At 61.2% G+C, this 12,573-nt stretch carries 12 protein-coding genes; all 12 read left to right on the top strand.

Translation table 11 applies throughout. The annotated features are described in order from the left end of the window. The first annotated feature begins 20 nt into the window (after positions 1 to 20). The 12 genes from ACR9YP_RS34630 (at position 21) to ACR9YP_RS34575 (ending at position 12,550) form a co-directional block, all read left to right on the top strand. Positions 21 to 881 (top strand): helix-turn-helix domain-containing protein, encoded by an 861-nt coding sequence (locus tag ACR9YP_RS34630; protein ID WP_474218005.1) that lies wholly within the window; start codon positions 21 to 23, stop codon positions 879 to 881. 16 nt (positions 882 to 897) lie between these two features. Next, positions 898 to 1,833: a helix-turn-helix transcriptional regulator gene (locus tag ACR9YP_RS34625; RefSeq protein ID WP_474218004.1), complete on the top strand. Its 936-nt coding sequence runs from the start codon at positions 898 to 900 to the stop codon at positions 1,831 to 1,833. 298 nt (positions 1,834 to 2,131) lie between these two features. After that, positions 2,132 to 2,761 carry an NADPH-dependent FMN reductase gene (locus ACR9YP_RS34620; protein ID WP_474218003.1) on the top strand — a complete coding sequence of 210 codons (630 nt, stop codon included), beginning with the start codon at positions 2,132 to 2,134 and terminating at the stop codon, positions 2,759 to 2,761. A 49-nt stretch (positions 2,762 to 2,810) separates the two neighbouring features. Beyond that, a complete protein-coding gene (locus ACR9YP_RS34615) occupies positions 2,811 to 4,058 on the top strand; it encodes an MFS transporter (protein ID WP_474218002.1) in 1,248 nt (415 codons plus the stop codon). A gap of 54 nt (positions 4,059 to 4,112) precedes the next feature. Beyond that, a complete protein-coding gene (locus ACR9YP_RS34610; protein ID WP_474218000.1) occupies positions 4,113 to 5,363 on the top strand; it encodes an acyl-CoA dehydrogenase family protein in 1,251 nt (416 codons plus the stop codon). 18 nt (positions 5,364 to 5,381) lie between these two features. Next, complete coding sequence (locus ACR9YP_RS34605) at positions 5,382 to 6,458, top strand: alpha/beta hydrolase (protein ID WP_474217999.1); 1,077 nt, start codon at positions 5,382 to 5,384, stop codon at positions 6,456 to 6,458. A 103-nt stretch (positions 6,459 to 6,561) separates the two neighbouring features. Beyond that, a complete protein-coding gene (locus ACR9YP_RS34600; protein ID WP_474217998.1) occupies positions 6,562 to 6,861 on the top strand; it encodes a DUF1330 domain-containing protein in 300 nt (99 codons plus the stop codon). A 192-nt stretch (positions 6,862 to 7,053) separates the two neighbouring features. Further along, positions 7,054 to 7,950, top strand: a complete 897-nt coding sequence (locus tag ACR9YP_RS34595; protein ID WP_474217997.1) for an SDR family oxidoreductase — start codon at positions 7,054 to 7,056, stop codon at positions 7,948 to 7,950. A gap of 147 nt (positions 7,951 to 8,097) precedes the next feature. Next, a complete protein-coding gene (locus ACR9YP_RS34590; RefSeq protein WP_474217996.1) occupies positions 8,098 to 9,300 on the top strand; it encodes an ABC transporter substrate-binding protein in 1,203 nt (400 codons plus the stop codon). Between the two features lie 150 nt (positions 9,301 to 9,450). Further along, complete coding sequence (locus ACR9YP_RS34585) at positions 9,451 to 10,338, top strand: helix-turn-helix domain-containing protein (RefSeq protein WP_474217995.1); 888 nt, start codon at positions 9,451 to 9,453, stop codon at positions 10,336 to 10,338. Positions 10,339 to 10,507: 169 nt separating this feature from the next. Beyond that, entirely contained in the window at positions 10,508 to 11,629 is a 1,122-nt protein-coding gene (locus tag ACR9YP_RS34580; protein WP_474221160.1) for a maleylacetate reductase, read from the top strand. Between the two features lie 18 nt (positions 11,630 to 11,647). Next, positions 11,648 to 12,550 carry an intradiol ring-cleavage dioxygenase gene (locus tag ACR9YP_RS34575; RefSeq protein ID WP_474217994.1) on the top strand — a complete coding sequence of 301 codons (903 nt, stop codon included), beginning with the start codon at positions 11,648 to 11,650 and terminating at the stop codon, positions 12,548 to 12,550. The last annotated feature ends 23 nt before the right edge of the window (positions 12,551 to 12,573 follow it).

Genomic DNA, 12,573 nt, shown 5'->3' with positions numbered 1-12,573 from the left:
GACGACACGCGGAGCACGAGATGGAAGCCAGGCGCGAGTTTAGGGGCTCCGATACCCACGGTGTTCTGCATCGGTTTGGGGCCGACATCCGTGCAACGAGTGAGGGGCATGGGTGGTCTTCGATTTACGCGTCGATCCAAAGGGAGAATCCCTTCGAGGGGCGGTTCGAAGCGATCGCTGACGACCTCATCGTGTTGCACCGTAGCGGTCCCGTGCAGACGACTTTTGCATCAGGCGGGCACGTCACGTCACGTTGCATTCCAAAAGGAAGCATCTTTTTTTTGCCAGCAGGTCATGCGTGCGAGGTGGGATTGCATGGGGCGCTGGATACGCTCCATATCTATCTGCGCGCAAACTTAGTTTCTGTCCACAATGTTACACCGCTGCTGGTGGAACGGGACGTGGTGATACAGCATCTGGCGCAGGCGGTTGAGCAGGCCGTTTGCGAGAATGTCTCGAATTCAGATCTCTTCATCGATCCGATAGCGCGGGCGCTCGCGGACAGGGTCTCCGCGATCAGCAGGAGTAGCGAACCATGGCAGGTTCAGACCGCTGGGCTGCCGGACTACGAACTTCGGCGCCTTAACGATTTCATAGAAGCCAATCTTGAGGGTGAGATCACCCTTGCTGCGATGGCCAGCGCGTGCGGAATTGGCACAAAGTCTTTCGTTCGGGCGTTTGCAGCAACGACCGGCAAGTCACCATACCAATATGTAATCGCGGCACGTGTCGAACGGGCGAAGCGATTGATCGAGCAAGACCAGGAAGGCCTCGCTGAGATAGCACTGCGCTGTGGCTTCTCCCATCAGGAACACTTGACGCGCGCCTTCCGCAGGCTGACGGGTCAAACGCCCGGTCGCTACCGTCGCAGCGTCAACTGACAAGCAGCCAGGGCCAATGCAGAAACGCTCCTATCCACCATCGCCAGCCGCAGCGCAAAATGAGCATACCGTGCGGCCTTTCGACGGAGGCGAGGTCCATTCCGTGCTGCGACAGTTCGCCGTGAAACCCGAGGCATCCAGTGCGGGGCTCGGCTGGTCGACTATGTTCGCATCGGTTCAGCGCGAAGAGCCGTTCAGGGGCCGCTTCGAAGCCAATGCCAGCGCCCTGCTGGTGACTGGAGCTACTGGACCCGTCGATGTTACCTATCGGATCGATGGGCGCGTTGTATCCAGGCACTTGCAGGAGAAGGGAATCTTTTTCCTGCCGCCGCACCGCGACTGTGAAGTGACGCTAAATACGCCGTTGAATTCGATCCATGTGTACCTGCGCCCTGAATTGTTTTCTGGCTCTGAAGGTAAAGCGCAGAACTCCGATTTTGGCCTCCTGCCTTTGTTGGGTGAGCCGGAGCCCCTAACCGACAATCTCCTGGCAGTGGTGGAAGAAATGGTGCGTGAGGGCGATACCTCGTGCTCCCTCCTGGCCGATTCAATTGCGCATGCAATAGCCAATCGCCTTATCGTGCTCAATGCACGGGAGCGGAAAGCGCCGTGTGCTGTCGAACGCCAGCTGAGTCCACGTAGCGTCCGCTCGATTCGTGATTTTGTCGAAGCCAATATCGCGGATTGCATCAAGCTGGACGATTTGGCTGCGATCTGCGGCGTAAGTCCCGAGTATTTCATACGGGTGTTCAAGTCCTCGCTGGGCGTGTCTCCTCACCGCTACGTGGTGGGGATGCGAATTCATCATGCGAAACTGCTCCTGACGGATCCAAACATTGGCCTCGCGGAAGTCGCGAGGCAATGCGGGTTCGCGCACCAGCAGCATTTCACGAACACGTTCCGTCGGATGACCGGCTTGTCGCCGGGCGCTTACCGACGGGCGATGAATTAAGAACTCCACGATCAGCCTTTCCGATCTGAACGCTGGCTCGTTCCTGTAAACGAAGCGGGCAGTTTGTGTCAGTTTCCTGCAAACCGGTCCGGTTTGTGCAGGCTTAGCCACCCGGCATGTCCTACTTTCACCTCACGAAGAGGCGCCAGACGCAATCACGGCGCCCACGATAGGGAGAGACGCGCATGGCATTGTTCGATGCCGGGCGAGGGTGCTCGCATATCCGAATTGGCCAGCATTCGCTTGAGGAGCCCTGCACCTCGGGTGATCGTGCCGCGCAGGAAAGTGGGCCGCTGCGATGAAAGACTGGTCTCCACTCGTCGTCGGGATCGGCGGAACGTTGCGCGACGGATCAACCTCGGAGAGGGCGCTCCGCCTGGCTTTGACGGAAGCCGCGCGGCTCGGTGCGAAAACGCAGATCTTCGCCGGGCAATCGTTGAATCTCCCGCACTACGACAGCATTGAACGTACCGAGCGTGCGGCGTCGTTGGTCGAAGCACTGCGCGCGGCAGACGGAGTCATCATTGCCACCCCAAGCTATCATGGCTCGATCTCGGGCCTGGTCAAGAACGCTATAGACTACACCGAGGATCTCCGCGCCGACGCGCGCAGCTATCTTGCCGGACGCGCTGTCGGCGCCATCGTATGCGCGGGCGGAGCCCAGGCCATGGGCGCGACGCTGGGGACTCTGCGGACCATTGTTCACGCGCTGCGCGGTTGGCCGACTCCATTTTCAGCGGTGATTAACGCCGCTCAGAGGCCATTTTCCGCAGATGGTGCGTGCAGTGATCCGATCATAGCGCAACAGCTTGCATTCGTGGCCGAGCAGGTCGTCGAGTTCGCGAGAATGCGGCGGCTATATGAGAGCCGGCGCAATGGGCTCGCGCCTCAAGAAATATCAGAAGCCGCGCCGGCGCAATGCGCATAGAACGCGGCCGCAAACAACCAGAACGGGAAACATTAGGGAGGGAAGGGTCATGAGCAAGAATCGCATCCTCAGTTATGAAAATCTCGTTGTCGTCTTGATGGGAGCCGCGTTTGGCTTCGTGTTTTTCGACCGTCTGGCGCTGAATTTTCTCGCTCCATTTCTGGTACCCGAGCTCCATCTGAACAACACCCAGCTGGGTGCCCTCGCGGGTGGCCTGGCGCTGACCTGGGCAATCGCCGGCTATGCCGTCGGCACTCTTTCGGACTATTTTCAAAATCGCAAAACACTCCTGGTCTGCGCGATAGTGATCTTCTCGATCTGCTCGGTCGGATCCGGTCTCGCCAATTCGTTTCTGACGTTGCTTGCCGCCCGCCTCGTTATGGGATTTGCGGAAGGACCTGTACTTCCGATCGCGCAATCGATCATGGCAGCGGAATCGTCGGAGCACCGCCGCGGCTTCAACATGGGCGTTCTGCAGAATTTCTTCAGCGCGCTCCTGAGTAATTTTGCCGCTCCTCTGGTGCTCGTCGCAATTGGGCAGATCTACGGCTGGAGAAGTGCTTTCTACATTGCGGCGGTGCCGGGCTTCGTGGTGGCGGCCCTGATTGTCGCCTTTATCCGTGAACCTTCGTCGGGTGCCGCTCCGCTATCGACTGCGTCTGCGCGCAACACGATCCCGCTTTCGACGATGCTGAAACATCGCAACATCTGGGTTTGCGCGATCGTGAGCTGCTTGATGGTCTCTTGGCTCCTGATTCAGATAACGTTCCTTCCGATCTACCTGGTGCAGGTTCGCGGTCTGTCGCCCAGCGTGATGAGCGTTGCCGTGGCCGCGACCGGTATCGCGACGGTCGCGTCTTCGATCATCGTACCGGCGCTGTCGGATCGCTTTGGCCGCCGTCCGATTCTCATCTTGTCAGGTTTCGTCGGCGTGATAGCCCCGGTGGCGATCGTAATGTTCGACGGACCGCTGCCATTGTTGGTGTTGTTCATGGGCCTCGGCCATCTCGCCGTTGGCAGCTTCTCGTTGTTCATGGCCACTGTGCCTTCCGAGACGATCCCGCGGACCCATGTTGCTACTGCGCTTGGCTTCATCATGGGAGTGGGCGAGCTCGCAGGCGGCTTCGCGGGCCCGGCCCTCGCCGGGATCGCTTCCGACGTGTTCGGTCCGTCCAGCTCGATGTGGATCGCTGCTACGCTTTGTATCTGTGCAGGCTTGCTTTGCCTGATGCTGGACGAAACCGCGCCGCGGGTGCTCGAGCGCCACAAAAGAATGATTGTGAGTTCGCCGGCATAAATGCCTATCGCCGATTAGCTGCGACGCGCTCAACGGAAATATCAGGAGATTGAAATGAACGTTCAGGCCATGCGCAAGAGCCTGCCGGCACCGGAACCTCACCTCACTCCGCAGGATCTGGTCGACCGCGCCGCCTCGATGAGAACGCTGCTGCGGGAATCGCAAGACGAGACCGATGAGCGGGGACATTTTTCGGACGAAATCCAGCAGAAGTTCATCGATGCTGGATTCTATCGGATCTTGCAGCCCAAAATGTTTGGTGGCTACGAGTTCGATTACGAAACATTTTTTCGCGTCATGGTGGAGATATCGCGCGGTCATCCGTCCGCGGGGTGGTGCTTGACGTTGGCCGCTTCTCATGCGCCCGTCATAGCCTCGCACTGGTCGGAAGCTGCACAGATCGAAATCTTCGGTTCATCCGGACATTTCGCGTCACCGCACCGGGCTGCCCCCGGTGGCACGTGCCTGCCGGTCGAGGGCGGCTATGTCATCAGTGGTGTGTGGCCATATTCGTCGGGAATACCGCACAGCACGCACTTCCTGGGCGCCACGTTGCTTCAAACTTCGTTCCCACCACGCATTTTGAACTTCGTTGTCCCGCAGGGGCAATACACAATTCTGGCCGATTGGGGTGGGGACCGCACCTTGGGCATGCGCGGGTCCGGCTCGAACAGCGTCAAGCTGGACAACGTCTTCGTGCCCGAGCACATGACCGCGTTCTTCGACGCGCTGGGTGTGAAGCAGGATCTCTCCGATGGCACACCCGGAACGCGATTGCATGGCAACCCTATGTATCTCGGCGTTCTCATGGGTCCTTATCACGCGTCCCTGACATCGCCTATCATCGGTGCCGCGCGCGCGGCGATCGATGAGTATCGCGATATCCTGCTCTCGCAAAACACGTTTGTTCCACCTTTCATCAAGCGTGCCTTCGAGACTGATTTCCAGGTCAACTATGGCCGCGCCATAGCGCTGACCGATGCAGCCGAAGGCGTGCTGCTCCAGGGTTTGCGTAAGCACATGGACTACTGCCAGCGGTGGGCGAAGACGGGTTTGCGAGCCTCCGTGGAAGAAAACTTGCGCCTCTGGGGAATGCTGCAGACCGGCGCACGTCTTGCCTGTGACGCCATCGAGCTCTTGTTTCAGACCGCCGGGTCGACCGCGGCGCGGAAGGGCTCAAGGATGCTTCGATACTTTGGCGACGCCCAGATGTATCGAGGACACATGTCCTCCCAATACATGACCTTCGCGAAGTACATTGGTCGCAGCAATCTCGGGCTGCCGACCGGTTTTCTGGATCTCTGAAGAAAGTCGGAGGGGGACGTGACCCAAACTAAAGCAAAACCTGCTCCGTTGGTGCTGGCAGATCAGGGATTCTTTTGGACCGGTTTGGTCCGCCAGCAGACACCGAATGGCACCATCGCTGCGGGCCAGATGTTCGTACAGTATCAGATCCCAGAGCACATCCGGCATCCATATCCCATCGTGATGGTGCATGGAGGTGGGGGGCAGGGAACGGATTTTCTCGGTACTCCCGATGGACGGCCTGGATGGGCCACTTACTTTCTGAAACAGGGTTACGCGGTCTATGTCGTCGACCGCCCAGGGCATGGTCGCTCACCCCTGCATCCGGAGGCTCTGGGTCCCATGACACCTCCGCTGACATACGAATTTGCCATGACGCTATTTACCGCGCCTGGCAAGCAGCCGAACAGCTGGCCGAACGCGCAAAAGCACAATCAGTGGCCTGGCTCCGGCGTCGTCGGCGATCCAATTCTGGACCAATTCATCGCGACCCAAGGTCCATTCCTTGTCTTTTTGGCACAGACGCAGCAGCTGATGCAGCGGGCCGGTGCCGAATTGCTGGATCGCATCGGTCCAGCGATCCTGCTCACACATTCCATGGGGGCGCCCTTCGGCTGGCTCGTGGCAGATAGTCGGCCGAACCTGGTGAAAGGCATTGTGGCGGTCGAGCCGATGGGGCCGCCTTTCGCCCAATTGCCGATGGGGCTTGGCGACCTCTCTTACGGGCTCACTGCGATCCCGATGACGTTCGATCCGCCCCTCAAAGCCCCAACTGAACTGCGGCGCGAAATCCGCAAGGCTCCGAAGCCGGGGCTGGCGGACTGCTTCGTTCAGAAAGAGCCGGCGAGGCGTCTTCCCAACCTGGCATCGATACCCGTTGCTGTCGTGACATCGGAGGCGTCGGCCTGGTCCATGCACGACCACGGCACCGTCGATTATCTCGTTCAGGCCGGCGTGCGAGCCGTCCATCTGCGGCTCGAGGACCACGGCCTGCACGGCAACGGCCACCTGATGATGCAAGAAAGGAACAGCGATGACATTGCTGCCTTTCTGGAAAGGTGGATCTCGGAATATGTGGGGTCACGACCGACATGAATTCGGTGTTTCGCGCCGCGCACTTGTGGTGAAGCAGTGGCCGGAAGGTGCGAGTGAGGTGGTCCAGTTTGTCAACAGACCGTTAGCGCAAGAGGAGTGCGAGATGGCGAAGAAGGGATATTGGGTCGGTCACATCAACGTCACGAGCCCGGAGCGCTACAAGGACTACATCGCGGCCAACGCGGTACCATTGAAGAAGTACGGTGCGCGGTTCCTTGTTCGAAACGGTGCATGCGAAGTGCACGGCGACGCACTTCAAGGGCGTCGCCACGTCGTCATCGAGTTCGAAAGCTACGCAATAGCCAAGGCCTGCTACGACTCACCCGAGTATCAGGCGGCGGCCAAGATTCGCAACGAAGCCAGCACCTCCGATTTCGTCATGATCGAGGGCCACGAGGACTAATAGCGATCCGCGGCGGGGTCTGGCAACTTGTGATTAAGAGCCTAGCCGGAGGTGGAGACGCTAATTCGTTCCACAGTATGCCGGTCAGTATCCGTAGCCGTAGCGGCGGGGCTTGCATTCCACCTTCTCGCTCATGCTCGAGAAGGCGCGATGACCTCGAGGGGCGTGCGCAAGGATCAGGAGCACCATCAAATGAAAGATATCGAAGACAAGGTCGCGTTCATCACGGGAGGCGCGAGTGGGATCGGGTTCGGAATGGCCCGCGCGTTCCTGCAGCATGGAGTGAAGGTCGTTATCGCAGACGTCCGTCAATCGCATCTCGATGCGGCGGCTTCCGCCCTCGATCGCTCCAACAAGAACTACCATCTGATCCGTCTGGACGTTACCGACCGCACGTCAATGGCACGGGCCGCGACGGAGACCGAGAAGGTATTCGGCAAGGTCCACATACTCTGCAACAATGCAGGCGTATCGAGTATGGTGCCAATGGAAGACGCGAGCTTTGCGGATTGGGATTTTGTGATGAACATCAACGTCGGGGGCGTCGTCAACGGCGTCGCGACGTTCGTTCCGCGGATTCGGGCGCATGGAGAAGGTGGTCACATCGTCAACACCTCCTCGATGGCCGGCATTCTCGCTCTTCCAAATCCCGGCGGCATCTACTCGACATCCAAATTCGCGGTGCGCGGTCTGACGGAGTCGTTGCGAATGGCGCTCGGACCGCACAACATTGGCGTTTCGCTCCTTTGCCCCGGCCTGGTTCGCAGCAATCTCGTTGACACGACGCTTCACCTCAACACGTTCGGTTCTGCTCAACCGGGGGGCGGCCCGTTCGCGGCCGGCGGTTCGCCGTTGGAAGCCGGGATGGATCCTCTCGCCGTAGGCGAACGGGTGGTCGAAGGAATCGTCGGGAACGAGCCATACATTCTTCCGCACGGCGAATTCAAAGACGAAGTCGCAGAGTCGTTCGGAGAGATACTTCAGTCGTTCCCCACCGACCGAGACGTCGATCCGAAACGGCAACAGTTCGAAGCGATGCGCCGGCAAGCGACGACGGAGGCCAAGCGCTTGGCTGCAAGCATTGGTTAGAACTTCGATCTGGCGCTCGAGAACCGCGCCGATCTCCATTGGACGCCCGCTCGCAGCCGAGTAATTCGAAAAACGTCGCAAGAATCGGGGCGAAGCTATGCTCCGGACAAACGGCCGCTCTCATCGCGGCCTATCAGGGAGGTGTCGATGCGAAGCGCTATCGTAGCCGCAGGGCTGTACGTGATCTGGTCCGTTCTCGCGGCGCCGGCGGTAGCCGAAGACGAGCCCGGCATCACCGCCACCGAGATCCGTATCGGACAGACCATGCCCTATAGCGGGCCAGTGTCCGCCTTCGGCATCCTCGGCAAAGGCGAGGTCGCCTATTTCAAGATGGTCAACGAGCGCGGCGGCATTAACGGCCGCAAAGTCAGCCTGCTCTCGCTCGACGACAGCTACGTGCCACCGAAGACCGTGGAGCAGACGCGCCGGCTGATCGAGAGCGACGACGTCTCGTTCATCTTCTCGACAATGGGAACCGCGCATAACACGGCGATCGCCAAATATCTGCAGGGCAAGAAGGTGCCCCAGCTGTTCGTCGCCTCGGGCGCCTCGAAGTTCGGTGATCCCGCGCAGTTTCCCCTAACGCTGATGGGCGTGATGGCACCGTTCCGCAATGAGGCCCGCATGTATGCGCGCTATACGCTGCAGAAGAAACCCGACGCGACCTTCGCGGTGCTGGCGCAGAATGACGATTTCGGCCGCGACTACCTCGCCGGGCTCAAGGACGTGCTCGGCGATCGGTTCGAGACCGCCGTCACGGCGGCGACCTACGAGACGACCGAGCCGACGGTGGATTCCCAGATCGTGAAGCTTAAATCGACCGGTGCGGATGCGCTCGTGATCGCCGCGACGCCAAAATTTGCTGCGCAGGCAATCCGCAAGACTTACGAGATCAACTGGCGTCCGATGACGTTCCTGACCAATGTGTCGGTCTGGATGTCCTCGGTGATGGAGCCTGCCGGGCTCGACGCCGGCACCGGCATCATATCGAGCGCCTATGTCAAGGATCCGCTCGATCCGGTCTGGGCGGACGATCCCGGCGTAAAGGGGTGGCGCGACTACATGGCCAAATATGTGCCTGACGGAGACGTCCGCGATTCCAACTACGTCAACAGTTACAACAACGGCATGGCGCTGGAGCACGTGCTTAAGGCGGCGGGCAACGACCTCAGTCGCGAGAACATCCTGCGGCAGGCGCTGTCGATCAAAGATCTGGAGTTGCCGATGCTGCTGCCCGGCATCAAGGTCAATACCGGCGAGAGTGACCATCTGCCTGTCGAGCAGCTGCAGTTCATGCACTTCACCGGCAAGCGGTGGGAGCGGTTCGGCGAGGTGCTCTCGACCAAGTAGCGTCGATATCGACCCCCAATGATGTCGAGGCGGGTTGGTCCGCGGGTGTTGCCATTGCGCTGCAGCAACGATCAGAGTGATCGTATTGAAAATTGAGGGCCATTGGGTTTTACTCCGCGGCACCGAAGCCTCGAGCCCTTGGTCTGTCGGATGCAGGCGACGTCGAATTTTGGGGTGCAGGAGACGCACGGGATCCTGGACCGTTTCCAGGCCGAATTCCGCGGTTCGAGCGAAGGGCTCGGCTGGTCGTCGGCCTATGCTTCGGTGCAGCGTGAACGGCCGTTTGACGGGCACTTCCACGCCCTATCCGACAATCTGATGGTGCTGCACCGGGGCGGCCCGGTCGACATCACCTATGTGATGGAGGGCAAGTCGGTCGCCCGGCACATCCCGCGCGGCGGCGTGTTCTTCCTGCCCGCAGGCCATGCCTGCAACGTGGTGCTGCGCGAGGCACTGGAATCCACCCACATCTATCTGCGCTCCGACCTGTTCGCGGGCCGCGACGGAGGCTCGAGCCTCATCGGCGGGCTGGCGCCGATGCTCGGCGATCAGGATGCCGTGCTCGAGCATCTCGCTGCTGCGATCGGCGACACCATCACCGGCGGCCTGCCGGCCTCATCGCTGTTCGTCGATCCAATCGCGCAGGCGATTGCCAACCGCTTTGTCGCGATTAATTTCCACAAGCCGAGCGTGGAGGCCGGCAAGCATCCAAACCTGCTCAGCGTCAAGCAGATGGCGCGGATTCGCGAATTCGTCGACGCCAACCTCGATACCGATATCCGGCTCGACCAGCTGGCGGAGCTGTGCGGTCGCAGCACCGAATACTTCGTGCGCCTGTTCAAGGCGACCAGCGGTGTCTCACCCTATCAATACGTGCTCAATTTGCGCATCGAGCGCGCCAGGATACTGCTTGCCGACGAGACGCAGAGCCTCGCCGACATCGCGCTGGCCTGTGGCTTCTCCCATCAGGAGCACTTTACGCGGATGTTCCGTCGCTTCACCGGGCTGACGCCGGGGCGATATCGGCGTAGCCACTAGTCCCGGCAGCAGGCGCGGGCGAGGCCCGGTTGCTACGCATTATTTTTCCGGTTTTGTGCAGATTTTCTTCGGTTTCGTGCAGGCCCGCCACGGCCGCTCGCCGCTAGCTTCTCCCAAAAAGACGAGACTGCCGGTTCGCCGGCTTGGGAGAAATGCCATGAGTATGGCGATGCCGGATGCCGGAAGCGCATCCATCGCACCTGTAGCGGCGACCGGTGATGCCGGCCTGGGCACCTTTTCCTATTGTTCGCAGCAATATCGCGTCCTGTTCGGCACCGGCACCTCCGCGCGACTCGGCGAGGAGAGCGAGCGCCTTGGCATCAAGCGGGCGCTGGTGCTCACGACCCCCGAACAGCAGGAACTCGGACGCCGGCTCGGCGCAGGCCTCGGCGACCGGCTCGCGGGTCTCTATGCCGGCGCGCGCATGCACACGCCAGTCGAGGTTACTAACGAGGCGCTTGGCATCGTGGAATCCCGCGACGTCGACGGGCTGGTTGCGGTCGGCGGCGGCTCGACGGTCGGGCTCGGCAAGGCGCTGTCGCTGCGCACCGGGCTGCCGCACATCGCTGTCCCGACCACCTATGCCGGATCGGAGATGACGCCGATCCTTGGTGAAACCGCCAACGGCATCAAGACCACGCAGCAATCCCAGGATCTGGTGCCGGACACCGTCATCTACGACGTCGATCTCACTGTCAGCTTGCCGCCGCACGTCTCCGCCGCCAGCGGCCTCAATGCGATCGCACACGCCGTCGAGGCACTCTATGCGCCCGACGCCAATCCGCTGACCTCGCTGATGGCCGAGGACGGCATCGCGGCGCTTGCCCGCGGGCTGCCGCGGATCATGACCGCGCCGGCCGATGCCGGAGCACGCCGCGATGCACTCTATGGTGCCTGGCTGTGCGGCGTCTGCCTCGGCGCGGTCGGCATGTCGCTGCACCACAAGCTCTGCCACGTGCTGGGCGGGATGTTCAACCTGCCGCATGCCGCAACCCACGCGATCGTGCTGCCGCACGCCGCCGCCTACAACGCCGCCGCTGCGCCTGATGCGATGACCCGAATTGCGCGCGCATTGCGCACGACGGATGCGCCGCAGGGGTTGTTCGACCTTGCGCGCCGGCTCGCACTGCCGCGCCGGCTGGCCGACATCGGCATGCCTGAGGACGGCATTGTGCGCGCCGCTGAGATGGCTGTCCGCAGCCCCTACGCCAACCCAAGACCGGTGGAGCGCGTCGCGATCCAGGACCTGATCGCAAGGGCCTGGCGCGGCGACGTGCCTGCGCAGCACTGAACCTCTAAGGACAGCATGATGGCCAATTTCAACGAACATGATCTCACTGAGGAAGTGCTCCGCAGCTTCGCCAGCACGCCGAACAAGCGGCTGAAGTTCCTCATCGAGGAGACGGTGAAATCGCTGCACGATCTGGTGCGCCGCACCGAACTCACCTTCGAGGAATGGAATCAGGCGATCGAGTTCCTGACCCGCACCGGCCAGACCTGCACGCCGCTGCGCCAGGAGTTCATCCTGCTCTCCGACGTGCTCGGCGTCTCGATGCTGGTTGACGCCGTCAATCACCGCGAGCGCGAGGGCGCGACCGAGACTACGGTGCTCGGCCCGTTCTATGTCGGCGAGCACCGCGTTACGCCGCACGGTGCCAATATTTCCGAGGGCATCGACGGTGAAGTGATGTTCGTGCAGAGCCGCGTCACCGACCTCGCCGGCAAGCCGCTCGCCGGTGCCGAGATCGACGTCTGGCATGCCGACGACGACGGCTTCTACGATTCGCAGAAGGCCGACTATGCGACCCACGGTCCGTCCCTGCGCGCGCGCTTTGTCACCGACGCCGACGGCCGCTTCTCGTTCCGCACCATCCTGCCGTGCAGCTATCCGATCCCAACCGACGGCCCGGTCGGCGATCTCATCACCGCCACGCAGCGTCATCCGATGCGCCCCGCGCATGTGCACTTCCTGGTCAAGGCCGAAGGCTACGAGCCGCTGATCACCCACGTCTTCCTCGATGGCGACCAATATCTGCGCAGCGACGTGGTGTTCGGCGTCAAGGACGAGCTCATCGCGCGCGTCGAACCGCGCAATGAGCCGGCATTGCCAAACGGCGAGCAGGTCTCCCGCCCGTGGCATCTGATGACCTACGACTTCCAGATGCGGCCCGGCGCCGGCCTGGTGCCGAAGCCGATGATGGCCGCGGAATAACGATCACAACCAACAACACGACC

It is taken from the genome of Bradyrhizobium sp. BR14999 (genome assembly GCF_056106085.1).
Note: the sequence above shows the minus strand (reverse complement) of the source record. Positions and strands in the feature narration are given on the sequence as shown.

Bases quoted from the DNA above. Each gene is read 5' to 3' on its own strand.
- ACR9YP_RS34610 (WP_474218000.1), top strand. From the start codon at position 4,113: ATGAACGTTCAGGCCATGCGCAAGAGCCTGCCGGCACCGGAACCTCAC.
- ACR9YP_RS34580 (WP_474221160.1), top strand. From the start codon at position 10,508: ATGCCGGATGCCGGAAGCGCATCCATCGCACCTGTAGCGGCGACCGGT.
- ACR9YP_RS34630 (WP_474218005.1), top strand. From the start codon at position 21: ATGGAAGCCAGGCGCGAGTTTAGGGGCTCCGATACCCACGGTGTTCTG.
- ACR9YP_RS34575 (WP_474217994.1), top strand. From the start codon at position 11,648: ATGGCCAATTTCAACGAACATGATCTCACTGAGGAAGTGCTCCGCAGC.
- ACR9YP_RS34625 (WP_474218004.1), top strand. From the start codon at position 898: ATGCAGAAACGCTCCTATCCACCATCGCCAGCCGCAGCGCAAAATGAG.
- ACR9YP_RS34595 (WP_474217997.1), top strand. From the start codon at position 7,054: ATGAAAGATATCGAAGACAAGGTCGCGTTCATCACGGGAGGCGCGAGT.
- ACR9YP_RS34620 (WP_474218003.1), top strand. From the start codon at position 2,132: ATGAAAGACTGGTCTCCACTCGTCGTCGGGATCGGCGGAACGTTGCGC.
- ACR9YP_RS34585 (WP_474217995.1), top strand. From the start codon at position 9,451: ATGCAGGCGACGTCGAATTTTGGGGTGCAGGAGACGCACGGGATCCTG.
- ACR9YP_RS34615 (WP_474218002.1), top strand. From the start codon at position 2,811: ATGAGCAAGAATCGCATCCTCAGTTATGAAAATCTCGTTGTCGTCTTG.
- ACR9YP_RS34590 (WP_474217996.1), top strand. From the start codon at position 8,098: ATGCGAAGCGCTATCGTAGCCGCAGGGCTGTACGTGATCTGGTCCGTT.
- ACR9YP_RS34600 (WP_474217998.1), top strand. From the start codon at position 6,562: ATGGCGAAGAAGGGATATTGGGTCGGTCACATCAACGTCACGAGCCCG.